Consider the following 23,149-nt stretch of genomic DNA (forward strand, 5'->3'; position numbering starts at 1 on the left):
ATTTCAAGTGAGCGATTTCGATGACCAAAACCTTTTCCGCCCTCGTGGTGGTGCTTGCAGGCCTTGGGTCCGCAGCACCCGCCCAAGTCTTTCCCAGCCTGAGCCAAAGCTTGACTGATTTTCTGCCACTGGAGCTTCCCGCCTTTCAGAGCAGCGATTTACCTGAGCCCCTTGAAATCGCAACGCCACCCACCTGGATGTATGACCTTCACGGGGCCGATCCCGAGACTATTGACCTTCTGGTCTGGGCTGCCACCCGCCCCGAGACCTGGGGTGCCGCTTCGGCGCCCTATCAAGTGGCCCACCCCGGTCCTAGCTATGTCGGGTTGATCCCGGCCCCGGTGCCGGACGGCTGGGTTGTGACCCACCGCTGCCTTGCCTGGGACGACACCTATGTCGGTGCCGAAACCCCAAACGGGGACTGCTACATCTTCGAGATGCGCCCGTTCGTTGCGGGCCCCCTGCGTCGTCCCTGAGCGCGCGCACGTTATCCGATATCAAATCAACCGGTATCCGATAGCGCCGCGCCGTCATTGCATGGCTGAAAGCGGAGGGGGGAGGGTGATCCCACAAGCGCCGAATGAGTGCGCCTTCTTGAACTTCGGAGCGTGCGCTTCGGGTCAAGACCCCAAGACCTTTCACGACGCAACACAAGGGAACAAGACGATGATGCGCCACCTCTCCAAGACCATGACCGCTGGCGTTCTGGCGGTGACCCTCGCCCTGACGGGCATTACCGCCACGGCCTCTCCGGCGGCGGCCAACGGCCATCGCAACAATGGCGGCGATGCTGCCGCCGTTCTGGGCGGGCTGTTGCTGCTTTACGGGTTGAGCCAGGCCGGGCGGAACCATGGCACCCGCAACCACGGCAGCCGGATCCACATCGACCCCGACAACCCCCACATCATTCACCGTCCCCCGCCCGTCCACCGCGTGGCGCCCCAGCGCTGCTTTATTCAGGGCTATGACGGCAACGGCCAATATCGCGGCTACCGCTACCGCTGCATGCAGAACCACGCGGCCAACGCGCATCTGTTGCCGTCCAATTGCCTGCGCCATGTCTGGACGGACCGGGGCCAGCGCACGATCTACGGCGGCCGGTGCCTGCGCAACAACGGCTGGGTGCGCGGGTAGCACCCTGATCTCGCAATAAACCACCCGAGTAGTGAAGGAGAGGCGGCGTGACCCGATGGTTGCGCCGCCTTTTGCTTTGCCGCAAACCGACGCCATGGGACCGGATTTTGAATTAGAGCGCGGGCTTGGCGGCACCGTCGCGGGCGTGGATGAGGTGGGGCGCGGCCCCTGGGCCGGGCCCGTGACGGCCTGCGCCGTGGTGCTGGACCCGGCGCGGGTGCCCGAGGGGCTGAACGATTCCAAGAAGCTGGCCGAGGCGCGGCGGGAGGCGCTGGCCATGGAGGTGCTGGCCGTCGCCGATGTGTCGCTCGGGTGGGCTTCGGTTGAAGAGATCGACGCGATGAACATCCGCCAGGCGACGTTCCTTGCCATGCGCCGCGCGATTGACGGTCTGACAGGCAAGCCGACCCACGCGCTGATCGACGGAAACGCGGTACCGCCCGGTTTGCCATGCCCCGCCAGTTGCGTCGTGAAGGGCGACGGGCGCTCGGTTTCCATCGCAGCGGCCTCAATTGTGGCCAAAGTACGGCGCGACGCCCTGATGAAAGAGCTTGCCGTGATGCATCCCGGTTACGGTTGGGAGACGAATATGGGTTATGGCACGGCAAAACACGCGGCCGGTCTACAACATCTGGGGGTGACCCCGCATCACCGACGCAGCTTTGCGCCGATCGCCAAGATATTGTGTGGATAAAATCGTACCCGCTCGATTCGAGATAAATTGACCGGGAATCCCGGATCGTGGAGTCTGTCCCCAACACCAAATGAGCGCCCGAAAGAGGCGCCAGTGCGAGGCGGACAATGACAACAAAAACAAAAGACAAGGCAGCGGTGACGCTGCCCTTGAACGAGATTCTTGCCGGCGATTGCATCGATGTGATGAATGCCCTGCCCGATGCGTCGGTCGACCTGATCTTTGCCGATCCCCCCTATAACCTGCAGCTGAAGGGCGACCTTCATCGTCCCAACAACAGCCTTGTCGATGCGGTCGATAACGACTGGGACCAGTTCGACTCGTTCCGCGCCTATGACTCCTTCACCAAGGCCTGGCTTTCGGCGGCAAAACGCCTGCTGAAGCCCGGTGGCGCGATCTGGGTGATCGGCAGCTACCACAACATCTTCCGCGTCGGTGCGGAGTTGCAGACCCAAGGCTTCTGGATCCTCAATGACGTGGTCTGGCGCAAGTCCAACCCGATGCCCAACTTCCGCGGCAAGCGGTTCACCAATGCCCATGAGACGATGATCTGGGCGTCGAAAGACGAAGGCTCCAAGTACACGTTCAATTATGAGGCCCTGAAAGAGCTGAACGAGGGCATCCAGATGCGCTCGGACTGGGTCCTTCCGATCTGCAACGGCGGTGAGCGTCTGAAGAACGACAAGGGCGACAAGGCGCATCCGACGCAAAAGCCGGAGTCGCTCCTGCACCGTGTTCTGGTGGGCTCCACCAACCCCGGCGACGTCGTGCTCGATCCGTTCTTCGGCACCGGCACCACGGGCGCGGTCGCCAAGGCGCTGGGTCGTGAATACATCGGGATCGAGCGGGAAGAGGCCTACCGCGTGGTGGCCGAGAAACGCATCGCCCGGGTCCGCAAGTTCGACAAGACGGCGATTGCCGTCACAACGCCAAAACGTGCCGAGCCGCGCGTACCCTTCGGCCAACTCGTGGAGCGCGGCCTGCTGCGCCCCGGCGAGATGCTGACCAGCCCAAGAGGTCAGCAAGCCAAGGTCCGCGCGGACGGCACGTTGATTGCCGACGACGTGAAGGGCTCCATCCACAAGGTGGGGGCCGAGCTGGAAGGCGCGCCGTCGTGCAACGGCTGGACCTATTGGAACTTCAAACGGGACGGCAAAAGCGTTTCGATTGACGTGCTGCGTCAGCAGATCCGGGCGGAAATGTCCGAGTAAGATCCCAAGACATCAAGTTTCCGGGGCTCCCAAGACCCCAGACCAGAACCTTGCCGCCCGCGCATGTGACCACCTTGGCGCGCGGGCCACCTTCGCCCGTCGGACCTCGTTCCGGCGGGTCTTTTCGCGTCTGGGCGTCGGCCCGCCAGAATTTCCCCGTTGGAAGCCGGTTCCGCGCGCCTATCTGTAAGGGGTAGGAGGTGCTGCCATGAAACTCTCAGTGATCGGCGCGAGCCGGGGTATTGGCCGAAAGGTCGTGGACGAGGCGCTGGAGCGCGGCCACGAGGTCGTGGCGATGTCGCGCAACCTGACGTCCCAGGGGATCTCTGGCGACGGGTTCACCGCAATGGACGGCGATGCAACGAACGCCACAGATGTGGCGGCGGCGATTGCAGGCGCCGATGCCGTGATCCTGACGCTCGGTGTCCCGAAAGACGCGCGCGTCCTGAAGGCCACGACGCTGTTCTCGGACGCGACCCGGACCCTGATCGCGGCGATGGACGAGGCGGGGATCAAACGCCTGATCACCGTGACAGGCTTCGGCGCGGGCGACAGCAAAGACAAGCTGTCAACGCCGGAACGTCTGACCCAAAAGGCCTTCCTGGGCCGGGCCTACGCCGACAAAGACCTACAGGAAGAATTGATCCGAGACAGCGGGTTGGACTGGACCATCGCGCGCCCCGGGATCCTGTCGGACAATCGCAAATCGAATGCCTACAAGGTGCTGGTGGACAAAGACACCTGGCGCAACGGGTTGATCAACCGCGCCGACGTCGCCGATTTCTTGGTGACCGCCGCCGAGCAAAACAGCCACATCCACCAAACCCCCGCGCTCCAACGCTAACGCACCCCTCCTCGAGGGCGTCGCCCTCTCCTCGCAGCGGCTCTCTTTCATCTTGCCAGAAAAACTCTCAGGGGGTCTGGGGGGATGAAATCCCCCAGTTGGGCGACCGCAAAGCGGGCGCCATCCCTCGGGTCAACGCGGCGCCGGGTGGGTCAACTTGTTATAGGCCTTCCACTCCGTGATCTCCGGATAATACATCGCCCGCCAGCGCTTCACGCGGGGGTTCATCACCCGCTTCCACAGCGGCGGGATCATCGCGGCGGCGGTCATTACCGGGTAGCCATAGGGAAATTGCGGCGCGTCGGCCTCGGTGTAGTTCTGCAACAGCGGAAAGCGCCGGTCCGGCTTGTAGTGATGGTCCGAATGGCGCTGCAGATTGATCAGCAACCAGTTCGAGGCCTTTTGCGCCGCATTCCAGGAATGCCTCGGCTGGACGTGTTCGTACTTGCCATCGCCCAGGTGCTTTCGCGTCAGCCCGTAATGTTCGATGTAGTTGGTCAGTTCCAACTGCCAGACGGCCGTGAAGGCCTGCCCCAGGAACATCGCCAGCCCAACCCAGCCGCCGATCAAAAAAGCCAGGGCCAGGAACGCAGCCTGGAGCGCCAGGTACTGCCAGAAGGGATTGGTGCCGTCCCAGGCGGGAAGGCCTTTGCGCGCCAGCATCGCCTTTTCGGCTTTCCAGGACGAAGAGTAGGACTGCCGCAACACGCGGGGAAAGAAACGGTGGAACCCCTCGTTGTAGCGCGCCGTCACCGGATCACGCCCGGTGCCGACATAGCGGTGATGAACCAGCAGATGCTCGGACCGGAAGTGGGAATAGAGCACGCTGGCCAGCAGCAGATCGCCCCACCAGCGCTCCAGTTTCGACTTCTGGTGCATCAGCTCGTGGGCGTAGTTGATGCCGATGGTGCCGCTCAGCACGCCCATCCCGAAGGCGAGGCCAGCCAGCTCCCACCCGCCCAGATGATTGGCACGTGTGGCGTAGAAGATCACGGAAAACAGCGTCGCGAATTGCAGCGGAGGCCAGACCAGCGTGATGGCGCGGTACCAGAACAGCTGATCGTCGGAGGTGGCGAGGTCCGCATTCTCCAGCTCTAGTCCGGCGATCTGGTCGAGCAGGGCAAACAGCCACCAGGTCGATAGGGGAATGGCCAGTAACCACCAGCCGCCTTGGCTTGCGACGACGGCGATCAACGGGATCAACATCAGGCTCGCCCAAAACGGCAAGGCGCGGTGGAGTTTCGCAACGGTGTCAGACGGGATCATCGGACGTCTCACTCAGATCATAGGCTTTGCGCATCAGGGTAGGCAAAGAGGATGGCTTGAATAGGGCACGGGGCACGAATTCGCCCCGCTGCGGCGACGTGTCCGAGGGGGCCTGCACGATGCGCAGGGCCAGGCGCAGGTGGAAGTGAGTGAAGGTGTGGCGGACTTCAACACTCGGGTCCTGCCAGTCCGCCGCGAAGGGCGGTGCCTCTGTCGGCGCATCGGACCAGTCCGAGGTCGGGAAGGCCAGCATGCCGCCCAGAAGGCCCTTGTCTTCCCGGGTCTCCAGCAGGATCGCGCCATCGTCCCGGCGCGCGACATAGACATAGCCGAGGCGCGTGGGCTTGGGCTTTTTCGGGGCTTTCTTCGGCAGATCCGCCGCGATGCCCGCTTTACGCGCGGCGCAGGCACCCATCAAAGGGCAGATCCCGCAGGCAGGCGATTTCGGGGTGCAGATCGTGGCGCCAAGATCCATCAACGCCTGGGCGTGATCCCCCGGGCGCTGCAAGGGTGTCAGCCTCGTGGCGTGCTCCTTCAGCACCGGTTTGCAGCCGGGCAAAGGATCTTCAACGGCGAAAAGCCGTGCCATGACACGTTCGATATTGCCATCCATCACGGCGGCAGGCTGCTGGAATGCGATGGAGGCGACGGCGGCGGCGGTATACGGCCCGACGCCCGGCAAAGCCAGCAACTCCGCCTCCGTCTGCGGGAACGCCCCGCCATGCTCCGCTACCACAACGCGGGCGCATTTCAGCAGATTGCGGGCGCGGGCGTAGTAGCCCAGGCCCGCCCATTCGCCCATGACCTCGGCATCTTCCGCCGCCGCCAGGTCCGCAACCGTGGGCCAGCGGGTGGTGAATCGCTCAAAATAGGCTTTCACGGTGACGACGGTGGTCTGCTGCAACATGATCTCGGACATCCAGATCCGATACGGATCTGCCGCCCCGCCACTGCCGGGCGGAACACGCCATGGCAAAACCCGCGCATGGGCGTCATACCAGTCCAGCAATGCGCGGCCTATCTGCTCTTCACGCACCCGTTATCCATCCCATGTCGCTTGTTATTGGTTAGCACCTCGTGAAGGCATAGAGTGCGCGTAACGAAAGGTTCAACCCATGGCTGCCTCTGCACCTCCGCCCAAGCCGCAAATTGCCCGTCGCAGACGGGGGTTTGAGCGTGCTGTGACGCTGGTGGGGCCAGAACTGCGGACGCCCGCCGAAAAGCGTGGGTTTGCCGAGACCAAGCTGCTGACCCATTGGCCCGAGATCGTCGGGCCCGACATCGCGGATATGGCAGTGCCGGTGAAGGTAAAGTTCGGGCGCGGGTTCGGCGGCACGCTGGTGTTGCTGACCACGGGCGCGAAGGCCCCGATGCTGGAGATGGCGCGCGAGCAGATCATCACCCGGGTGAATGCCTGCTACGGCTATTCGGCGATCAAGGATGTGCAGGTCACGCAGACCGCGCCCACAGGCTTTGCCGAGGGGCAGGTGGCGTTTAGCGCCGCCAAACCAAAACCCAAGCCTGCGCCGGACCCCGCGCGCCTTGCGAGTGCCACCGAGGGCCTCGATCAGATCAACGATCCCGTGCTGCGCGACGCCTTGCGAAAGCTGGCCGGGAACATAGTTAGTCAGTCAAATCGTTAAGGAGAATTCAATGGATCGCAGAGCCATGTTGTTAGGCGGCGCCACCGGTGTTCTGGGCGCGGGCGCGTACCTGTTGTGGGATGGCCGGGGCGGACAGCGCCAGCAGACCGAAGCGCCGCTGACCCCCTTCACGGCGGCCAACGCGCAGGAAGTCACCGATCTTCCCGAGGTGGCCGAGATGTCGAAAGGCAACCCCGACAGCGGCGTGACGCTGATCGAATATGCCAGCTTCACCTGCCCCCACTGCCGCAGCTTCCACACCAACGTGCTGCCGCAGCTGGAGCGTGATTACATCGAGCCCGGCCTGATCAATTTTGTCTACCGTGAGGTCTACTTCGACCGCTATGGCCTGTGGGCCGGGATGGTCGCGCGTTGCGGCGGCCCGCTGCGGTACTTCGGGATCGTCGACCTGATCTATCAGTCGCAAAGCGAGTGGACCCAGGGCTCTCCGGCGGAAATCGCCGAGAACCTCCAGCGCATTGGCCGCACGGCAGGGCTTTCCAGCGAAGAGCTTGATGCCTGCATGACCGACGCCGCCATGGCCCAGGCGATGCTCGCCAATTACGAGGCGCAGATGGAGGTTCACCAGATCGCGGGCACCCCTGCCTTCGTGCTCAACGACGAGCTGCATGGCAATATGAACTACACCCAGATGAGTGGCCTTCTGGATGCCGCTATCGAGGCCGCAGGCTAAGCCTTGGCGCGTCTTCTGGGCGCCGCCCGGATCTTTGCAAGCCACTACCAGTTTGTGCTGTGCGAGGATCCAGGCCGCCCCCTTTCCGATGAGGAAAACTGGACGGACGCGCTTGTTCAGCGCGGCTACGCCGGTGCGCCGGATTGGCGTATGATCGGGACGGAAGCCGACCTGAATGACCATTGGATCGAGCTGGCCCTCGCCGACGCGGCGCCGGACCCGTCCAATTGGCACAGGATCATCTGTTGTGATTTTGAGACCCGATCCGGGGCTGTGAACCTGATGGGAGTGCTGGCGGATGAGGCCGAGATTTCAGCCCAGATTGCACCCGGCACCTACGCGGCCCATATCTGCGTGCGCAACCCCGGCGTCGATCAGCAGACCACTGGAGAGCTTGATGCCGGGGCCGAGATGTTGACCGACACGGAACTGGCCGCGCGCGAGGATCTGGAACGTTACCGCGTGGTGCTTGTGCCGGGCGCGCCCAAGCGCACGGGTGTGGTCTTTGACCGGGAGAGCGGTCAGGCGTCAGCCGGGTAGAACGCGGTCAAGCGCGGCATCCAGCGGGCTCCAATCGTCGATCTGCAGCCGCACGGGCACGGTCATCACCTGGGCGCGGAACACGGGCGACAGGCGCACCGCGTCCTTTTCCGTCGTCACCACTTGCGCGCCGCGTTGGTAGGCATCGCGCAAGAGGCGGGTCATCAGCGTGTCGTTGAGCGGTTGGTGATCGGCCAGGGCGTGGGCTGCATGCAGATCCGCGCCGAGGCTTTGGAGGGTCTGGAAAAACTTCTCGGGGTGGCCGATGCCTGCGAAGGCCAAAACCGGCAGCCCGTCGAGGGGCAGGCCCGTCGGCAAGGGCTCCAACGCGCCGGTCAGATGCGGCACGGAAATCCGCTTGCCCCAGGCCTTGGCAAACCGCGTCTGCGCCGCCTCCGGCCCGATGCTAAGGACCATGTCAGCGCGTTGCAGCCCCACGTCCACCGGCTCTCGCAACGGACCGGCGGGGATCACCCGGCCATTGCCGAAACCGCGCCAGGCGTCGACGACGACGACCGAGATGTCGTAGGACAACGCGGGGTTCTGGAAGCCGTCGTCAAGGATCAGGCAGTCCGCCCCCGCTGCTACGGCCGCCCGCGCGCCCGCCAGCCTGTCCGTTGCCACCCAGGTCGGCAGAAAGGCGGCCAGAAGCAGCGCCTCGTCCCCTACTTCTTTCGCGGTATGCGTGCGTTCATCTACGCGCAAAGGCCCTTCAGCCTCACCCCCATATCCGCGGGTCACGGCGTGGGCGGCGACGCCACGCTCGGCCAACCGTTGCGCCACGGCAATCGCCGTCGGCGTCTTGCCGGTCCCGCCAGCGTTGATGTTGCCGATGCAAATGACCGGCACGCCGATGCTTTCCCGCGCGCCGCGCTGCAAGCGCCGCGCGGTGCCCGTCGCGTAGAGCGCGCCAAGCGGCGACAGCAGCGCTGACAAAACGCCCGCAGGCTCATGCCAGAACCCCGGCGCGCGCATCAGGGCGTCTCCGTTTCTTCCAGCGTGTCGATGATCAGCGCCAGGGCGCGGTCCGTCACATCCGCCCCGTCCGAGATCACTTGCCACGCCGCCGCCGCCATGGTCGCGGCGGCATCGGGGTTCAGCAGTTCCGCGACCTGACCCGCCAACTTGTCGGGCGAGGATACCATCCGCGCCGCGCCGCCGTCGCGCAGGCGGTCATAGATGTCGACGAAGTTCGTCACATAGGGGCCGTGCAGAATGGCCGAACCGAGGGCGGCGGGCTCAAACGGGTTGTGACCGCCGATGGCCACAAGGCTGCCGCCCACAAAGCTGATCGGCGCAAGGCGATACCACAGGCCCATCTCGCCCATCGTGTCGGCCAGGTAAACTGGTGCTTCATCCATTGGCAGCTCATCCGCCGAACGGCGGGTGAAGCGCAGGCCCTCGGTCTTGAGTTGTGCTGCAATCTCGTCACCCCGGTGCGGGTGGCGCGGCACCAGGAGCAGCAGCAGTCGCGGTGAAGAGCGCATCGCCATACGGTGCGCCTGCAGCACCATCGCATCTTCGCCCTCATGGGTGGAGGCGGCGAGCCACACGGGCCGTCCCGCCAGCTTCGCGGCCATCTCGGCGCGGTCATCCTCGTTGCAGGGCAGGGCGGCGGCGCCTTCCTTCAGGGTGCCCATGACCTTCATGCGGCTCACGGGCATGCCCAGACGCCGCAGGTAAACCATCGTCAGATCGTCCTGCACCAGCGCGGTCTGGAACCGGGCCAGCAGGCTGCGGGCCATGCCGCGCGCGAACCGCCATTTGTCGTGGCTCGCCTTGGACATGCGCGCGTTGAGCAGCAGCATCGGGATACCACGGGCATGGGTTTCCACGACCAAGGCGGGCCAAAGCTCACTTTCCGTCCAGATCGCTACATCGGGCTTCCAGTGGTCCAGAAAGGCGGTGACGAAGGGTTTCGCATCAAGCGGCGCGTAGTGGTGGATCGCACGTTCGGGCAGGCGCTCGGCCATCACGGCGGCAGAGGTCACGGTGCCAGTGGTCACCAGCACATGCAGGTCTTCGCGCTCGTCCAGCAGGCGGCGGATCAGCTCCAGCACCGCCAGGGATTCCCCCACAGACGCGGCATGGAACCAGATCAGCGGCCCCTCGGGGCGGGGTACGCTTGCGATACCGCGCCGTTCGTCCAGACGCGCGCCATCCTCCTTGCCCGCCGCCAGCCGCTCGCGCAGCTTGCGTTCGGCGAAACCGCGCGCACCGCGGGCGGACCACGCCATATAGAGGCCAAGGAGGAAGGAACGCGCCATCGGGTCTTAGCTTCCCAGCTCTTCCGTGGGCGACGCTTCCGCGCCCTCATCGCGCAGGCGGTGAATATGGGCGATGAAGTACCGCATATGGGCATTGTCCACGGTGCGCTGCGCCTCGGATTTCCAGGCGTCATAGGCGGATTGGTAATCGGGGAACATGCCGACGACGTGAATGTCTTCGGGGTTCTCAAATTCTGTCTTCTGGGGGTCTTTCAGCTCTCCGCCGAAAACGAGGTGCAGGCGTTGGGGCATGGGGATCTCCTGAGGGTAGACGTCGCGGGAACCCATACAGCATGTCGCTTGGAAGTTGGAACCGGTTTCGGGCTTGCGGCACCTGCCGCTGCCGATGGCAAAGGCGGGGCCGGGACGGCACGCGGCAGGGTCAGGATTCCCTCCGTAGCGGCACCGAGGCGGAAAGCGCATAGTCATCCCATCGAAACGGAGGACTTTTCCATGACCAAGACCTTTTCCACGCTCGTCGCAGCCCTGGCAATTACCGCCTCTCTGGCGGCTGTGACGCCCGTTTCGGCCGATTCTTCTCGGGGTGAAGTAACCCGCACGACGCCTTCCGAAGTCATGTCAGGCCCGATTTCTGGCGGCGACCTGGGCTCGGGGCGCATTACTGTCCTGGATCAGGATCTCGACACGATCGCAGGTGGTGGCCTTGGCTCCGGCCGCTGATCCCGCCTGACCCCCGCAAGGCCGCCCTGCTCTCTCCCTCCTTCTCCGCCCGGGCCGCTTTGCCAAAAGACCCCCACCGCGCTCTCCCCCCGTGGTGGGGGTTTCTTTGTCTCTCTGCCCCTGTGCTGAGAGCCTCCCCCAAGGGTCAGGATTCCCGCCATGGCGAGGGCACAGAGGAAAGCACATATTCATCTTATCGAAACGGAGGATTTTTCCATGACCAAGACCTTTTCCACGCTCGTCGCAGCCCTGGCAATTACCGCCTCTCTTGCGGTTGTGACGCCCGTTTCGGCCTTTACCGCCCCGGGTGATGTCGCTGGCGTTTCCGGCCTGGACCTCGGCTCTAGCCGCCTTTCCGGCACCGACCTTGGGTCGGGGCGCGTGTCGACCATGGACCTGGGATCCGGCCGCTAACCCTGCCCGCCCCAAGCAAGTCGCGGCCCGTCTCTCTCTCCCCCCCGCTCAGGCTGCCTTGCCATACCCCCGTCGCGTCCCCCCGCGGCGGGGGTCTTTCGTTGCGGGGTAAGGAGACCCTTACTCGTGCGCCGCAATCCAAAGGCGTAGCGTAAAGGGGCAAGCACAGGTGATCATCGAAAGATTTCGCCACGCCAATTTCTGAAAGACACCCATAGCTGCCATGCCCTTTTCAAAACCCCTTTTCTTCCTGGCCTCGCTCTTGATTGTCACTGTGCTTGCAACCACCCCGCAAAACGCGTCTGCCCATACCAACGGCCCGGCTGAAGAGGAGGATTTTGCCTCCAGCCGGATCCTGGCAACGGGTCCTTTGAACATCGTCTATTTTCGGGTGTCTGGCCGCTAATGGGGCGGCGCTGCGCGTCGCTCTAACAGCTGTGCGTGGACCTTTGCGTTTCCGGTCAACACCCCGTCGACCTGCGCGCTTGCGCCGTTGAACTGCAGCGGACGCCCGAAACCGTCGGTCACCACGCCGCCCGCTTCCGAGATGATCAGCGCGCCTGCCGCGATGTCCCATTCCCATGTCGGGCGGAAGGTCATCATCGCGTCGAACCGGCCTTCGCCCACCAGTGACATCCTGTACGCCAACGACGGGCGGTAGGCCTTGCCGATGACCGGCACGTCGCCGTCCCAATGGTGCGCCTGCATATTGCCCTTGGTGGTCAGCGCGGTCGCTTCGGCCAAGGTCTCGGTCTGGGTGACGTGCAGGGTGGAGGTGTTCAGCGTGGCGCCGCCGCCAAGGCTTGCGCCATACATCTTGTCGCGCATCGGCAGGAAGACGGCGGCAGCGGTCACGACGCCATTGCGCACCACCGAGAGGGAGTGGGAAAAGCTTTTGCCCCCCTCAATGAACGCCCGCGTGCCGTCGATGGGATCGCAGATGAACACGTGTTCATTCTCCAGCCGCGCGGCGCTGTCTTCTGTTTCCTCCGACAACCAGCCATAGTCGGGGCGCGCGTCCAGAAGGACCTCGTGCAGCATCTTGTCGATCGCCAGATCGGCCTCGGTCACCGGCCCTTCTGCGCCCTTGTCGAAGACGGCGGGGTCCTTGCCGAAAAACTGTTTCGCGATCTCACCCGCCTGCTGCGCGGCCTCGGTCAGAAGGGCAAGGTCGTCCTTAGGCTCCGGCAATCGTCAGCCCCTCAACCAGAACGGAGGGGATCACGCGGCTGATATGCGCGCGGGCGTCGTTGGCGGGGGTGAGGACCCGCAGCATATCGCGCAGGTTGCCTGCCACGGTGCATTCATTGACCGGATAGGCGATCTCACCGTTTTCGACCCAGAATCCCGAGGCCCCGCGAGAGTAATCGCCCGTCGTGGCGTTGATCGACGACCCGATGAGCGAGGTGATCAGCAACCCGGTGCCCATCTCGCGCAGAAGCGCCTCTCGCGAAAGATCACCCTGCGTCAGCCGGACGTTCCCGACCGAAGGCGAGGGCGGCGCGCCGGTGCTGCGCGTGGCCGACGCGGTGGAGGACAAGCCCAGTTTGCGCGCGGTGGAAAGGTCCAAGGTCCAGCCGGTCAGCACGCCGTCTTCGACAATCGTGCGGTTCGCGGTCGCCAGCCCCTCGGCATCGAACGGACGACTGGCGGAGGTGCGCGGGCGCAGCGGCTCTTCGATCAGCGACAGGCCCTTGGGCAGCACCTGCTCGCCCAACAGATCGCGCGCCCAGGACGCGCCGCGGGCAATCGCAGTGCCATTGGACGCCGCCAGAAGGTGGCCGATCAGGCCGCCCGCGACACGTTCGTCATACATCACCGGAAACGCGCCGGTGGGCGGTTTCTTCGCGCCGGCACGGGCTACTGTGCGCTCGGCGGCGATGCGCCCGACCTCTTCCGGGGACATCAGGTCGCTGGCGTGGTTGCGCCCGTCGCCGAAGTAATCCCGCTCCATCGCGGCGCCTTCTCCGGTGATGGCGATGCAATGGAGCCCGTGATCCGTGCGCGTATAGCCCCCGGCAAAACCGTTGGTGGCCGCCAGGAAGATCTCGCGCCGCGAGAACCCCGCGCCCGCGTCCGAGACCTGGGCAACCCCTTCCACGGCCAGCGCCGCAGCCTCAGCCGCCAGGGCCATCGCCTCTAGTCGGGCCGGGTCCGGGTCTTCGCCCGTGTCGTTCATGTCCAATGCGTCGCCGTCGCGTAAATCGCTCAGCTGTTCGGCATCGGCGAGGCCCGCATATGGATCCTCCGGCGCAAGTTGCGCCATGGCGACGGCGCGTTCCGCCATCTCGCGCAGGGTGTCGAGCGACGTGTCCGACGCCGAAACACAAGCCTGGCGCTGGCCCACCAGCACCCGCAGGCCCATGTCGATCCCCTCGGACCGTTCGGCCTGTTCCAATGCACCGTTCAGCACACCAATGCTGACCGAGGTCCCGTCCACCACCAGCGCATCGGCAGCGTCGGCACCCGCACGGGTCGCGGCCTCCAGAAGGGCGTTGGCAAGGCTCGGCAGGGGGGCGTTCGTCATGGGCATCCTCTCGGGTTGTAGGGGAGGTAGAGCCGCAAGAGGGGGCTTGCAAGCGAAACGGCCCGAAGCCTGCGCTCCGGGCCGATCAAAAAGCTGTCTATGTGCGGGTTACTGCAACGGCACCCCATTGGCGGTGATGGAGCCATCGGCGCCGAATTCCACCGTGGTCTCCAGCGTGTCAGGCGCGGCACCGGGCCGCGCGAAAACATTCGCCATACCCATGATCATCCCGCTTTGGGCCGGGGGCACCATGCCACCAGCGACCAAGGTTTCCATCAACGCGTTGCCGCCCGAAAGTTGCAGGTCGGCAGAGCCGACGGGCATCGGGACCAATTGCCCGGGCGCAAAGCTGAAATCTGCGGTCCCGGCAAGCTCAGCGCCGCCCACGGACAGGTTCAACTCGTTCACCGTGATGGCGCGCAATTCGCCCGGCGGGCCGGTCATGGTTTCCGGATCAAGGGTCATCAGATCCACGAACAATTGCAGCTGTCCCGTCGCATCAATCAGCAGGCTGGCCGGGTCACGCGGGAAGGCCTGGCCAGGGTCCACCATTCCCAAAAGGCTTTCGCCCACCATCAGGTCTTGTACGCTCAGGCGCAGGCCCATGTCCTGGGGCGCCTCTCCGGCGAAGACCGGCATGGAGAACGCGATCTGGGTCGAGCCGGTGGAGATCTCGACCGGCACCGGGATTTCCGCACCGCTCACCATGGCCTCGGCGCCGGTTGCCGACACGTCATAGCTGATGGCTTCGGGCGAGAAGCCTACAACCATGCGGCCGCCATCGTTGGAATAAAGCGCGGCAAAGGATTCGCTCGGGTCTTCAAACTGAAGCTCCATCCCAAGGGAGGCATAGGTGATATCGGCCGTCAAATCGGCGGCGTCCTGCGACAGCCCCTCTGGCGTGGCCATGGAATAGACCGCGTCAAACGACCCGCTGCTGGTCTCTGCGATGTCGGCGATCTGAAGGCCGACCTTGAGCGTCCCGGGCTCCGATTCCGGACCCCTGATCTCCACCGCCATGGTGATGCTGCCAATCGCGCTTTCGGACGAGATTCGCGTGTTTTCCGGCTCCGTCCCCATCAGGGTGAAGACGGACCCAAAGTCCGTGATCGCCATATCAAGGTCGATCTCCGGGATCTCATCCGCGGGGCCCACGATTTCGCCGATAGCGGCGGTAATCAGGTCCGCGCTATAGGTGTAGGTCCGATCTTCCGGCGAGCCCGAGGCGACAACGCTGAGGTTTTCGTGGTTCAACAGGATCGTAAGCCCGTCCGTCCCGCCATCGAAGCGGACATCAACCGTATAGGGTTGCGAGAACGTCATGGTGACGGTGCCATCGCCATTCTCGGTCAACACAACTTCCTCCACCAGGGCGCGCATGTCGACGACGTCCGCATCTTCCTGGGGCACAAGCGTCTGGCTGAAATTGGTGAGGGTCAGTCCGGTGTCGGTCGTGGCCACGTCAGCCGTGATCGGCGAGGCCGCAGCTTCGGCCTGCATTTGCCAATCGGCCCAAACATCGGCGGCGGTCATATCGGCCATCGCGGGGGAGGCAGCCACAAGGGCGACAGCGGAAATCGTATAATAAAGTCGTTTCATAGGAGGGGTTGCTCCAGCAAACAGGGGTGTAAAGCCCGAATGATCACGGGCCGCGCGCCGTGCGTCAAGTCGGGATATCCGGATATGGCTGGTCGCCGCCGATTGGGGGCGCTACGTTCCGCGACAGCAAGGTGACGCGAAAGGGGCACGTAACATGGGACATGCGGTAGAGGGCAAAGTGGTCGCAATCACCGGCGCCAGCCGGGGCATCGGGGCGGCGGCAGCGCGCGAGTTTGCAAGCCTTGGCGCTAAGGTCGTGCTTTTGGCGCGCTCCCGTGATGCGATTGCGGAACTGGCCGGAGAGATCGGCGAAAACGCCCTCGCCGTGCCCTGTGACGTGGCCCGCTATTGGGAGGTTGAGGCCGCGTTTCGCGCCGCCGTTGACACCTTCGGCTCCCTCGATGTGGTGATCAACAACGCCGGCGTCATCGAGCCTGTGGCGCGGATCGAAGATACCGATCCGGACGCCTGGGGCCAGGTGATCGACATCAACCTCAAGGGTACCTTCAACGGCATCCGTGCGGCTCTGAACCATATGCCCCAGGGCGGCACGATCATCGGCATCTCCTCGGGCGCGGCCACGAATGCGCTGGAGGGTTGGTCGCATTACTGCGCCTCCAAGGCCGCCGCGCTGATGCTGACCCGGTCCCTGCACAAGGAGATGGGCGAACGTGGCATCCGCGCGCTCGGCCTGTCGCCCGGCACCGTGGCGACCCAGATGCAGGTGGAGATCAAGGCCTCGGCCATGAACCCCGTCGCCGCCCTGGAATGGTCCGATCACATCCCGCCTGAGTGGCCCGCCAAGACCTTGGCCTGGATGTGTACCGAGGCGGCGGATCCCTACCTCGGCGGCGACATCTCGCTGCGCGATGAAGCGATCCGCTCAGCAGTTGGCCTCACATGATTGACGTCCATGACGATGATGGCCTGCGCCTTGTCACCCTTAACCGCCCCGACAAGGCCAATTCCCTCACCGCCGCGATGCTATCCGAGCTGCGCGATGTCTTCTCGGAAAGCCAGTCCTGCCGGGCCCTGATCCTGACGGGTGCAGGCACCAAGGTGTTTTCCGCTGGCGCAGATCTGGAGGAAGCCCACGCAGGCCTCGCCACCTCCCCGCTCTGGGAAGAGGTCTCCGGCGCCCTCGCCGCGCTGCCCTGCCTGACCATCGCGGCCCTGAATGGCACGCTGGCGGGCGGCGCCTTCGGCATGGCGCTCGCCTGTGACATCCGCCTCTCCGTCCCCCGCGCCAGATTCTTCTACCCCGTCGCCAAACTGGGCTTCCTGCCGCAGCCCTCCGATCCCGTGCGCCTCTCGGCCCTAATCGGCCCCGCCCGCAGCAAACTGATCCTTTTGGCCGCCGAAAAACTGGGTGCCGACGAAGCCCTCTCTTATGGACTCATCGACCGCATCTGCGCGCCCGATGCCCTCCTCCCGGACGCCAGCGCTCTGACCACGGCCTCCCTCAACGGCGACCCCGCAACGCTGCACAAAATCAAATCCATGATCCCCTAAGCGCCCGCTCCCCCCTTCATCTTGCCCAGAAAACTCCGGGGGTTTGGGGGCTGGCCCCCAACGGAAAGACGCTCGATGCCAAGACCGACGCCTGAAATCGACGCCCTGGTCATCGGCTCCGGCCCCGCGGGCCTCATGGCGGCAGAGACGCTGGCAAATGCCGGCCGCAAGGTCACCATCGTCGAGGCCAAACCCTCAGCGGGCCGCAAGTTCCTGATGGCGGGCAAATCCGGCCTCAACCTCACCAAGGATGAGCCGCTGGAGGAATTCATCCGCTCCTATGGCCCTGCCGCCGACTGGCTCTACCCGATGGTGGCGCAACTTGACCCTGTGGAGGTCATGGCCTTCGCCGAAGACCTGGGCCAGCCGGTCTTCACGGGCACCACGGGCCGTGTCTTTCCCAAGGCCATGAAAGCCTCGCCGCTCTTGCGCGCCTGGTTGCAACGTCTCGACGCGACGATGCATTTGCGCTGGCGCTGGACCGGGTTTGAGGGTGACGCGTTACGCTTCGACACACCGGATGGCCCGCAGTGCCTGTCGCCGAATGTCACCGTTCTTGCCCTCGGCGGGGCCAGTTGGGCGCGCTTGGGCTCAGACGGCGCCTGGGCCAGCATACTAGCCGACAAGGGCGTCGACCTGGCCCCGTTCAAGCCTGCCAACATGGGGTTCCGCGTCGACTGGTCCACGCATATGGCCCCTCATTTCGGCACGCCGCTCAAGAACATCGCCCTGATCGCGGGGGCCGCGCGGCACCGGGGGGAGGCCGTCATCTCGCAGCGCGGTCTGGAGGGCGGCGGCATCTATGCCGTTTCCTCTGCCGTGCGCGACGGCGCCGATCTGGCCTTTGATCTGTTGCCTGGTCGACCCGTCGAAGGCCTGATTACCCGTCTCAAGAAACGCCCGAAGAAACAGACGATGACCAAGGCGCTGACGGGCCTTGGCCTCGACCCGCTCAAGCGCGCTCTTCTACAAGAATTTGCCCGGCCCCTGCCGGAGGATCCCAGCGCCCTTGCTGCCCTGATCAAAGCGCTTCCCGTCAAACACCAGGGTCCCCGCCCAATGGATGAGGCGATTTCCACCGCGGGCGGTGTCACGCGCGCCGCGGTGACAAGGGGCCTGATGCTGCAGGCGATCCCCGGTGTCTTCGTCGCCGGGGAGATGCTGGATTGGGAAGCGCCAACTGGCGGCTATCTGATCAATGGCTGCCTTGCGACAGGCCGGTGGGCCGGGTTGAATGCGGCGATGCATTTCGATGGACTCTCACCGGCGGGATAAATCCCGCCCCACGTTTCTTCCTACGTCCCAGCGGCCAAGGCTCGTTTGAACGCAGGCCGCGCGCGCATCATGGCGTTGTGCTCGGCCAGACGTGTGTTGGTGACGTCAAACTTCGCGCTGCCCGCCCATCCCATGCAGTGGGACAGAAGGATATCGGCAAGGCATATCTCAGACCCCATAACAAACGGGCCTTCAGCGCTCATCCGGTCCGCAATCGCATCCTGGTTGCGGGTGAATTCCCATCGCAGCGAGTCCTTCACGCCCGCCACACGCTGTTCCTCGGGCAAGATGAACGAATGGCGCGCGGCGGCCCAAAGCACCCCGTCGATCTCATCGTTGACGGCCTGCACGAAAGCATCCTGCTGCGCGCGGGCGATCGTGCCGGCGGGCGCGGTCAGTTTCCCGTATCTATCCGCCAGGTACGTCATGATCGCGACCGAGTCGGGAATGGCGACACCATCTTCTACCAGAACCGGGATCTTGCCGGTGGGGTTCAACGCGCGAACTTCCTCGGATCGGGGCATCGCCGCCACGACGGAATATTCCAGCCCCAGCTCCTCCAGCATCCAAAGCACCCGCATCGCGCGGGACCTTGCGCCGCCAAACACCACATAGTCGGTCATCTTCTGCCTCACCTCCTTGAACGGGCGGGCAGCATTGCCAGCCTGATCAATGTCCGTTCCATTACCGCCATCTGCGGCGCCGTACTGGCCGAGCGCAGGATTAGATCCGTCTCGATCAACATCGACAGGGCCGTTTCCAGCGCATCGCGGCCCCAGCGGCTGGCCTGCCGCGCCATGCGGTCGCGGCGCGGGCCAAAGACCGGCGGGCGCATCGCTTGCAGCCCCGCGGCGGGGCCATTGGGATGAGCGCTCGCGGCGTGCAGCGCCTTGAAGTGGCGCAGTGCTGCAATGCAAAGGGACACCGGCGTGGTGCCCTGTTGTTTCAGGCGCACAAGGATTGGGCCGATGGCGCCGGTTTCGGCCTCTGCCGTGGCATGGAGGATATCATCCAGCTCGGCCTCCCGGGTCAAAGGCGCGACAGCCTCGATATCGGCAGGGGTCGCGGGGCTCGCGTCGCCGCGTTTATAGAGGCCAAGCTTTTCCACCATCTGCCGGAAATCACCCGGCCCGATGGCCCGCGCCAGCCCCTCCAGATCCACCATCGCCTCACGGTCGACGTCCTGGACACCGGCCGCTTTCAGGATGTCCTCGATCTCGGCCCGGCCCGGCGGGTCGTCGTAGATCGCGGCGGCATAGGCGCGCTTGTTGCCCTCAAACACCTTGCGCAGGGCGGACTTGGCGGTCAGCCGTCCGGCCGTCGCAATGATCTGCGCGTCGCCCTGTTGCCATTCCTCAAAGGCGGCGGTGAAAACCTTGGACAGGCCGTCCGTCGCGCCCTCCACCAGCACGGCCCTGGGTCCCGGAAAGAAGCCCACGGCCTTCACGGCATCCAAGAGGCCCGCACTGTCGGACCGCAGATCCGCCCCGGTCATCCGTGTCAGGCGCATCTCTTCTTCAGCGGCTTCCCCCAGTAATGCGGCCAAAAGATCCTGCCGCTTCAAGGCCACGCGCATGGCGTCGTCGCCAAAGATCAGACATCCCGCGGCAGAGGTATCGGGCTGCTTGAAGTAGGCATTCGCATCGCGGGTGGAGAGTTTCATCGCAGGCCTAGGACCAAGAGGCCGCACCCGCAATCAGCCTGGTGACCAATTGGTCCGCCAGCGCGACGGCCAAGCGGTCCTCCGCATCGCGGCGCGCGGATTCCGTGGCCACAGGCGATTCGGTCGTGGCGTAGGAGGTGAAGGTCGCCACCTCCCCGGTCTGAACGATAAGGCCCGTGCCCGCATCGCGCACCGTGAAGCTGAGCGTGCCCACAAGGTTGATGCGGTTGATCACCTCGTCCACGTCAATGGCGAGGTCCCGATTGGTCCGCTCGATCACATAGTCCAGCGTGTAGCTGGACCCGGTGCCAATGCGGTCTTCCAGGCGCGCGACCAGCGCAAATTCCAGGCGCGAGGCCGGGTCCGCCACGCGGATCTGGTTGCGGATCACCTCTCCGCTGCCGCCGGGGCCGTAGACGGGCCGGAAGTTGCACGCCGCCAGGGGCAGCGCGGATAGCGACAACAGAAGTGTGCGGCGACTAAATAACGACATTCACGATCCGTCCGGGGACAACGATCAGCTTTTTCGGCGCGGCCCCCTGCAACGCCCTGACCACAGCGTCGTCTGCAAGGGCGATCTTTTCAACCTCTTCCTTGCTGGCATCCTTGGCGACCGTGATCTCGGACTTGCGTTTGCCGTTGATCTGGATCGGCAGGGTAAGCGTGGATTCCACCAACATCGCGTCATCGGCGACGGGCCAGGGCGCATTGGCGATCAGGCCTTCGCCGCCTTGGTGGGCCCAGATATCCTCGGCCAGATGCGGGGTCATCGGCGCCATCAGTTGCGCCAGGGTCATCACCGCCTCGCGTTGCGCCTTGTGCGAGGCTTTGGATTTCTGCAGCGTGTTGGTGAAGGCGTAAAGCTTGGCGATGGCGGCGTTGAAGCCGAAGGATTCGACCCCGTTGGTCACGTCGCGGATCGTCTTGTGCATTTCGCGCAGCAGGTCTTCGTCGCCTTCGCCGCCGTTTCGGTCCATCTGGGCGATCCGGTCGCACAGCGACCAGACGCGGCCCAGGTGCTTGTAGGCCGCTTCCGCGCCGGAGGCCGTCCATTCCACGTCCCGCTCAGGCGGGGAATCGGACAGGACGAACCAACGGGCGGTGTCCGCACCGTATTGTTTGATGATCTCCACCGGGTCCACGACGTTGTTCTTGGACTTCGACATCTTCACGGACGACTCGACCGTGATCGGGACTTTGACGCCGGTCGGTTTGAACAAAGCTACAGGCCCGTCGGGAGTTTCTTCTATGTCTTCAGGGTAAAAGTAGTGTTTTTTCTTTCTCTCAGTTTCATCGACACTGATTTTCCCATCTTTTTCTCTGTTAATCGTTCCCGAGATTGTTTCTTCCCAGCTGTATGAGGCATGCGTGACCATGCCCTGCGTGAACAGTGCGTCGAAGGGCTCGATGGCCTTGCGGGGCAGGTGGCCGGTGATGTGCATCGCCCGGGCGAAGAAGCGCGAGTACAGCAGATGCAGGATCGCGTGCTCGATGCCGCCGATGTATTGGTCGACGTTCATCCAGTATTCGGCCTCGTCGCGCGACGTGGGCGTCGCCGCATGGGGCGCGGTGAAGCGGGCGAAGTACCAGCTTGAGTCGACGAATGTGTCCATCGTGTCGGTCTCGCGCAGGGCGGGTTTGCCACAGGACGGGCAGGGCACGTTGCGCCAGGTTGGGTGACGGTCGAGCGGGTTGCCGGGGACATCGAACGTGACGTCGTAGGGCAGCTCGATGGGCAGGTTCTCTTTCTTCTCGGGCACCACGCCGCAGGCGTCGCAATGGACCACGGGAATCGGGCAGCCCCAGTAGCGTTGGCGCGACAGGCCCCAATCGCGCAGGCGGAACTTGGTGACGCCTTGGCCGACGCCCTCGCCCTCGCAAAAGGTCACGGCGGCGTCGATGGCGTCGTTGCCGGATTGGATTTCCTCGCCCGCGAAGCCACGGGTGTAGCGGACCGGGTCGGGCTTGGGCGGCACATAGGCCTCGCCGCCGTCCTCGGGCAGGACATGGTCTGTGTCGTCCACGGGCACATAGGTCGAGACGACGGGCAGCTCGTACTTGCGGGCGAATTCCAGGTCCCGCTCGTCATGGGCGGGGCAGCCGAAGATGGCGCCGGTGCCGTAGTCCATCAGGATGAAGTTGGCGATGTAGACGGGCAGATGCGCGCCCGTGTCGAAGGGGTGGCGGACGCGCAAGCCGGTATCCATGCCCATCTTCTCGGCCGTCTCAACCTCTGCCGCCGTGGTGCCGCCTTTGCGGCACTCGGCGCAGAAGGCGGCGACGTCGTCGCGCTCGGCTTCCAGCAGCTTGGCGATGGGGTGATCGGGGGAGATGCCGACGAAACTCGCCCCCAACAGAGTATCAGGCCGTGTCGTGTAGACCTCCACTCGGTCGTGGCCGCCCACGGGCTCCACCAACCCAAAGGCAAACTGCAGGCCGCGAGACTTACCGATCCAGTTGGCCTGCATCAGCTTCACCTTGGCGGGCCAATTGTCCAAACCTTCCAGGGCGCTCAGCAGCTCATCGGAATAATCCGAGATCTTGAAGAACCACTGCGTCAGTTCCTTCCGCTCCACTTCAGCGCCGGAGCGCCAACCCTTGCCGTCCTCCACCTGCTCATTGGCCAGGACGGTCATATCCACCGGGTCCCAGTTCACGACCGCATTCTTGCGGTCGATCAGACCGGCTTCCATCATGTCGATGAACAGCGCCTGCTGGTGGCCGTAGTATTCCGGATCACAGGTCGCCAGATCGCGGGACCAATCGATGCTGAACCCCAAGGGGCGCATCTGGTCGCGCATGTCGTCCATGTTCTTGTAGGTCCAGTCCTTGGGGTGAATGCCCCGGTCCATCGCGGCGTTCTCAGCCGCCAGACCAAAGGCGTCAAAGCCCATCGGGTGCAGCACGTTGTGCCCCGTGGCCTTCTTATAGCGCGCGATGACGTCGCCCATGGTGTAGTTGCGCACGTGGCCGATGTGGATTCTACCGCTCGGGTAGGGAAACATCTCCAGCACGTAGTACTTGGGTTTGTCGCCTTCCATCGTTGCAAGGAAGGTGCCCGCGTCCGCCCAGGCCTTTTGCCACTTCTTCTCGATCTCGGAGGGGGTGTAACGGGGCATCGGTTAGTTCCTTGGGTCGGGTCGACATGAAAACGCCGGGCTGGTGGGCCCGGCGTGTTGTTAAGC

Annotated in this window: 25 protein-coding genes; 13 read left to right on the forward strand and 12 right to left on the reverse strand. The window is 64.4% G+C overall.

Features of this window, described 5'->3' with window-relative positions:
- The first annotated feature begins 20 nt into the window (after window positions 1–20).
- The 5 genes from AC6I9R_RS02015 (at window position 21) to AC6I9R_RS02035 (ending at window position 3,883) form a co-directional block, all read left to right on the forward strand.
- Window positions 21–476: a hypothetical protein gene (locus AC6I9R_RS02015; RefSeq protein ID WP_461426769.1), complete on the forward strand. Its 456-nt coding sequence runs from the start codon at window positions 21–23 to the stop codon at window positions 474–476.
- Between the two features lie 190 nt (window positions 477–666).
- Window positions 667–1,134: a hypothetical protein gene (locus AC6I9R_RS02020; RefSeq protein WP_461426768.1), complete on the forward strand. Its 468-nt coding sequence runs from the start codon at window positions 667–669 to the stop codon at window positions 1,132–1,134.
- Between the two features lie 94 nt (window positions 1,135–1,228).
- Entirely contained in the window at window positions 1,229–1,828 is a 600-nt protein-coding gene (gene rnhB / locus AC6I9R_RS02025; RefSeq protein ID WP_461426767.1) for a ribonuclease HII, read from the forward strand.
- 107 nt (window positions 1,829–1,935) lie between these two features.
- Window positions 1,936–3,039, forward strand: a complete 1,104-nt coding sequence (locus AC6I9R_RS02030; RefSeq protein WP_461426766.1) for a site-specific DNA-methyltransferase — start codon at window positions 1,936–1,938, stop codon at window positions 3,037–3,039.
- A 208-nt stretch (window positions 3,040–3,247) separates the two neighbouring features.
- Window positions 3,248–3,883 (forward strand): NAD(P)-dependent oxidoreductase, encoded by a 636-nt coding sequence (locus AC6I9R_RS02035; RefSeq protein WP_461426765.1) that lies wholly within the window; start codon window positions 3,248–3,250, stop codon window positions 3,881–3,883.
- Between the two features lie 132 nt (window positions 3,884–4,015).
- Here AC6I9R_RS02035 and AC6I9R_RS02040 read toward each other — a convergent pair whose 3' ends face one another.
- Both AC6I9R_RS02040 and mutY read right to left on the reverse strand, forming a co-directional pair.
- The gene (locus tag AC6I9R_RS02040; protein WP_461426764.1) at window positions 4,016–5,149 is read right to left on the reverse strand and encodes an alkane 1-monooxygenase; all 1,134 of its coding nucleotides are present in this window, start codon (window positions 5,147–5,149) and stop codon (window positions 4,016–4,018) included.
- Entirely contained in the window at window positions 5,136–6,185 is a 1,050-nt protein-coding gene (gene mutY, locus AC6I9R_RS02045; RefSeq protein ID WP_461426763.1) for an A/G-specific adenine glycosylase, read from the reverse strand. The genes AC6I9R_RS02040 and mutY overlap by 14 nt, the downstream gene beginning before the upstream one ends.
- Window positions 6,186–6,264: 79 nt before the next feature.
- On the opposite strand from mutY, the gene AC6I9R_RS02050 reads away from it, so the two are divergent.
- The 3 genes from AC6I9R_RS02050 to comJ are packed head-to-tail and all read left to right on the forward strand — an operon-like array spanning window position 6,265 to window position 8,026.
- Window positions 6,265–6,792 (forward strand): DUF721 domain-containing protein, encoded by a 528-nt coding sequence (locus tag AC6I9R_RS02050; RefSeq protein ID WP_461426762.1) that lies wholly within the window; start codon window positions 6,265–6,267, stop codon window positions 6,790–6,792.
- Window positions 6,793–6,802: 10 nt separating this feature from the next.
- Complete coding sequence (locus AC6I9R_RS02055; RefSeq protein WP_461426761.1) at window positions 6,803–7,486, forward strand: DsbA family protein; 684 nt, start codon at window positions 6,803–6,805, stop codon at window positions 7,484–7,486.
- Window positions 7,487–7,489: 3 nt separating this feature from the next.
- Window positions 7,490–8,026, forward strand: a complete 537-nt coding sequence (comJ, locus tag AC6I9R_RS02060; protein WP_461426760.1) for a competence protein ComJ — start codon at window positions 7,490–7,492, stop codon at window positions 8,024–8,026.
- Here comJ and lpxK read toward each other — a convergent pair.
- The 3 genes from lpxK to AC6I9R_RS02075 are packed head-to-tail and all read right to left on the reverse strand — an operon-like array spanning window position 8,015 to window position 10,545.
- Window positions 8,015–9,001, reverse strand: a complete 987-nt coding sequence (gene lpxK, locus AC6I9R_RS02065) for a tetraacyldisaccharide 4'-kinase (RefSeq protein WP_461426759.1) — start codon at window positions 8,999–9,001, stop codon at window positions 8,015–8,017. The two genes, comJ and lpxK, sit on opposite strands and share 12 nt — an antisense overlap.
- A complete protein-coding gene (locus tag AC6I9R_RS02070; protein WP_461426758.1) occupies window positions 9,001–10,293 on the reverse strand; it encodes a 3-deoxy-D-manno-octulosonic acid transferase in 1,293 nt (430 codons plus the stop codon). Before AC6I9R_RS02070 ends, lpxK begins: the two co-directional genes overlap by 1 nt.
- A 6-nt stretch (window positions 10,294–10,299) precedes the next feature.
- The gene (locus AC6I9R_RS02075; RefSeq protein WP_461426757.1) at window positions 10,300–10,545 is read right to left on the reverse strand and encodes a DUF4170 domain-containing protein; all 246 of its coding nucleotides are present in this window, start codon (window positions 10,543–10,545) and stop codon (window positions 10,300–10,302) included.
- Between the two features lie 201 nt (window positions 10,546–10,746).
- Between AC6I9R_RS02075 and AC6I9R_RS02080 the strand changes: the two genes are divergently transcribed.
- Both AC6I9R_RS02080 and AC6I9R_RS02085 read left to right on the forward strand, forming a co-directional pair.
- The gene (locus AC6I9R_RS02080; protein ID WP_461426756.1) at window positions 10,747–10,974 is read left to right on the forward strand and encodes a hypothetical protein; all 228 of its coding nucleotides are present in this window, start codon (window positions 10,747–10,749) and stop codon (window positions 10,972–10,974) included.
- 216 nt (window positions 10,975–11,190) lie between these two features.
- Complete coding sequence (locus AC6I9R_RS02085) at window positions 11,191–11,388, forward strand: hypothetical protein (protein ID WP_461426755.1); 198 nt, start codon at window positions 11,191–11,193, stop codon at window positions 11,386–11,388.
- Window positions 11,389–11,790: 402 nt separating this feature from the next.
- Here AC6I9R_RS02085 and AC6I9R_RS02090 read toward each other — a convergent pair whose 3' ends face one another.
- From AC6I9R_RS02090 to AC6I9R_RS02100, 3 genes are all read right to left on the reverse strand, one after another.
- The gene (locus AC6I9R_RS02090; protein ID WP_461426754.1) at window positions 11,791–12,579 is read right to left on the reverse strand and encodes an inositol monophosphatase family protein; all 789 of its coding nucleotides are present in this window, start codon (window positions 12,577–12,579) and stop codon (window positions 11,791–11,793) included.
- Window positions 12,566–13,915, reverse strand: a complete 1,350-nt coding sequence (locus tag AC6I9R_RS02095; RefSeq protein WP_461426753.1) for a TldD/PmbA family protein — start codon at window positions 13,913–13,915, stop codon at window positions 12,566–12,568. Before AC6I9R_RS02095 ends, AC6I9R_RS02090 begins: the two co-directional genes overlap by 14 nt.
- 108 nt (window positions 13,916–14,023) lie before the next feature.
- Window positions 14,024–15,514 carry a hypothetical protein gene (locus tag AC6I9R_RS02100; protein WP_461426752.1) on the reverse strand — a complete coding sequence of 497 codons (1,491 nt, stop codon included), beginning with the start codon at window positions 15,512–15,514 and terminating at the stop codon, window positions 14,024–14,026.
- 154 nt (window positions 15,515–15,668) lie between these two features.
- On the opposite strand from AC6I9R_RS02100, the gene AC6I9R_RS02105 reads away from it, so the two are divergent.
- From AC6I9R_RS02105 to AC6I9R_RS02115, 3 genes are all read left to right on the forward strand, one after another.
- Window positions 15,669–16,418: an SDR family oxidoreductase gene (locus AC6I9R_RS02105; RefSeq protein WP_461426751.1), complete on the forward strand. Its 750-nt coding sequence runs from the start codon at window positions 15,669–15,671 to the stop codon at window positions 16,416–16,418.
- Window positions 16,415–17,026 carry an enoyl-CoA hydratase/isomerase family protein gene (locus AC6I9R_RS02110; protein WP_461426750.1) on the forward strand — a complete coding sequence of 204 codons (612 nt, stop codon included), beginning with the start codon at window positions 16,415–16,417 and terminating at the stop codon, window positions 17,024–17,026. Before AC6I9R_RS02105 ends, AC6I9R_RS02110 begins: the two co-directional genes overlap by 4 nt.
- A 75-nt stretch (window positions 17,027–17,101) precedes the next feature.
- The gene (locus tag AC6I9R_RS02115; RefSeq protein ID WP_461426749.1) at window positions 17,102–18,301 is read left to right on the forward strand and encodes a TIGR03862 family flavoprotein; all 1,200 of its coding nucleotides are present in this window, start codon (window positions 17,102–17,104) and stop codon (window positions 18,299–18,301) included.
- A 20-nt stretch (window positions 18,302–18,321) separates the two neighbouring features.
- On the opposite strand, the gene AC6I9R_RS02120 is transcribed toward AC6I9R_RS02115, so the two are convergent.
- From AC6I9R_RS02120 to leuS, 4 genes are read right to left on the reverse strand one after another with little or no spacing between them, the layout of a single operon-like run.
- Window positions 18,322–18,924 carry a glutathione S-transferase family protein gene (locus AC6I9R_RS02120; RefSeq protein WP_461426748.1) on the reverse strand — a complete coding sequence of 201 codons (603 nt, stop codon included), beginning with the start codon at window positions 18,922–18,924 and terminating at the stop codon, window positions 18,322–18,324.
- Window positions 18,925–18,932: 8 nt separating this feature from the next.
- Window positions 18,933–19,964, reverse strand: a complete 1,032-nt coding sequence (holA, locus tag AC6I9R_RS02125; RefSeq protein WP_461426747.1) for a DNA polymerase III subunit delta — start codon at window positions 19,962–19,964, stop codon at window positions 18,933–18,935.
- A 7-nt stretch (window positions 19,965–19,971) separates the two neighbouring features.
- Window positions 19,972–20,457, reverse strand: coding sequence for an LPS assembly lipoprotein LptE (gene lptE / locus AC6I9R_RS02130; protein ID WP_461426746.1), 486 nt, complete (start codon window positions 20,455–20,457; stop codon window positions 19,972–19,974).
- Window positions 20,444–23,083 (reverse strand): leucine--tRNA ligase, encoded by a 2,640-nt coding sequence (leuS, locus tag AC6I9R_RS02135; protein ID WP_461426745.1) that lies wholly within the window; start codon window positions 23,081–23,083, stop codon window positions 20,444–20,446. Before leuS ends, lptE begins: the two co-directional genes overlap by 14 nt.
- Between the last annotated feature and the right edge of the window lie 66 nt (window positions 23,084–23,149).

This window comes from Gymnodinialimonas sp. (assembly GCF_059726805.1).

Bases quoted from the DNA above. Each gene is read 5' to 3' on its own strand.
- AC6I9R_RS02015 (WP_461426769.1), top strand. From the start codon at position 21: ATGACCAAAACCTTTTCCGCCCTCGTGGTGGTGCTTGCAGGCCTTGGG.
- AC6I9R_RS02020 (WP_461426768.1), top strand. From the start codon at position 667: ATGATGCGCCACCTCTCCAAGACCATGACCGCTGGCGTTCTGGCGGTG.
- rnhB (WP_461426767.1), top strand. From the start codon at position 1,229: ATGGGACCGGATTTTGAATTAGAGCGCGGGCTTGGCGGCACCGTCGCG.
- AC6I9R_RS02030 (WP_461426766.1), top strand. From the start codon at position 1,936: ATGACAACAAAAACAAAAGACAAGGCAGCGGTGACGCTGCCCTTGAAC.
- AC6I9R_RS02035 (WP_461426765.1), top strand. From the start codon at position 3,248: ATGAAACTCTCAGTGATCGGCGCGAGCCGGGGTATTGGCCGAAAGGTC.
- AC6I9R_RS02040 (WP_461426764.1), bottom strand. From the start codon at position 5,149: ATGATCCCGTCTGACACCGTTGCGAAACTCCACCGCGCCTTGCCGTTT.
- AC6I9R_RS02050 (WP_461426762.1), top strand. From the start codon at position 6,265: ATGGCTGCCTCTGCACCTCCGCCCAAGCCGCAAATTGCCCGTCGCAGA.
- AC6I9R_RS02055 (WP_461426761.1), top strand. From the start codon at position 6,803: ATGGATCGCAGAGCCATGTTGTTAGGCGGCGCCACCGGTGTTCTGGGC.
- lpxK (WP_461426759.1), bottom strand. From the start codon at position 9,001: ATGCGCGCGCCGGGGTTCTGGCATGAGCCTGCGGGCGTTTTGTCAGCG.
- AC6I9R_RS02070 (WP_461426758.1), bottom strand. From the start codon at position 10,293: ATGGCGCGTTCCTTCCTCCTTGGCCTCTATATGGCGTGGTCCGCCCGC.
- AC6I9R_RS02075 (WP_461426757.1), bottom strand. From the start codon at position 10,545: ATGCCCCAACGCCTGCACCTCGTTTTCGGCGGAGAGCTGAAAGACCCC.
- AC6I9R_RS02080 (WP_461426756.1), top strand. From the start codon at position 10,747: ATGACCAAGACCTTTTCCACGCTCGTCGCAGCCCTGGCAATTACCGCC.
- AC6I9R_RS02085 (WP_461426755.1), top strand. From the start codon at position 11,191: ATGACCAAGACCTTTTCCACGCTCGTCGCAGCCCTGGCAATTACCGCC.
- AC6I9R_RS02095 (WP_461426753.1), bottom strand. From the start codon at position 13,915: ATGACGAACGCCCCCCTGCCGAGCCTTGCCAACGCCCTTCTGGAGGCC.
- AC6I9R_RS02100 (WP_461426752.1), bottom strand. From the start codon at position 15,514: ATGAAACGACTTTATTATACGATTTCCGCTGTCGCCCTTGTGGCTGCC.
- AC6I9R_RS02105 (WP_461426751.1), top strand. From the start codon at position 15,669: ATGGGACATGCGGTAGAGGGCAAAGTGGTCGCAATCACCGGCGCCAGC.
- AC6I9R_RS02110 (WP_461426750.1), top strand. From the start codon at position 16,415: ATGATTGACGTCCATGACGATGATGGCCTGCGCCTTGTCACCCTTAAC.
- AC6I9R_RS02115 (WP_461426749.1), top strand. From the start codon at position 17,102: ATGCCAAGACCGACGCCTGAAATCGACGCCCTGGTCATCGGCTCCGGC.
- AC6I9R_RS02120 (WP_461426748.1), bottom strand. From the start codon at position 18,924: ATGACCGACTATGTGGTGTTTGGCGGCGCAAGGTCCCGCGCGATGCGG.
- holA (WP_461426747.1), bottom strand. From the start codon at position 19,964: ATGAAACTCTCCACCCGCGATGCGAATGCCTACTTCAAGCAGCCCGAT.
- lptE (WP_461426746.1), bottom strand. From the start codon at position 20,457: ATGTCGTTATTTAGTCGCCGCACACTTCTGTTGTCGCTATCCGCGCTG.
- leuS (WP_461426745.1), bottom strand. From the start codon at position 23,083: ATGCCCCGTTACACCCCCTCCGAGATCGAGAAGAAGTGGCAAAAGGCC.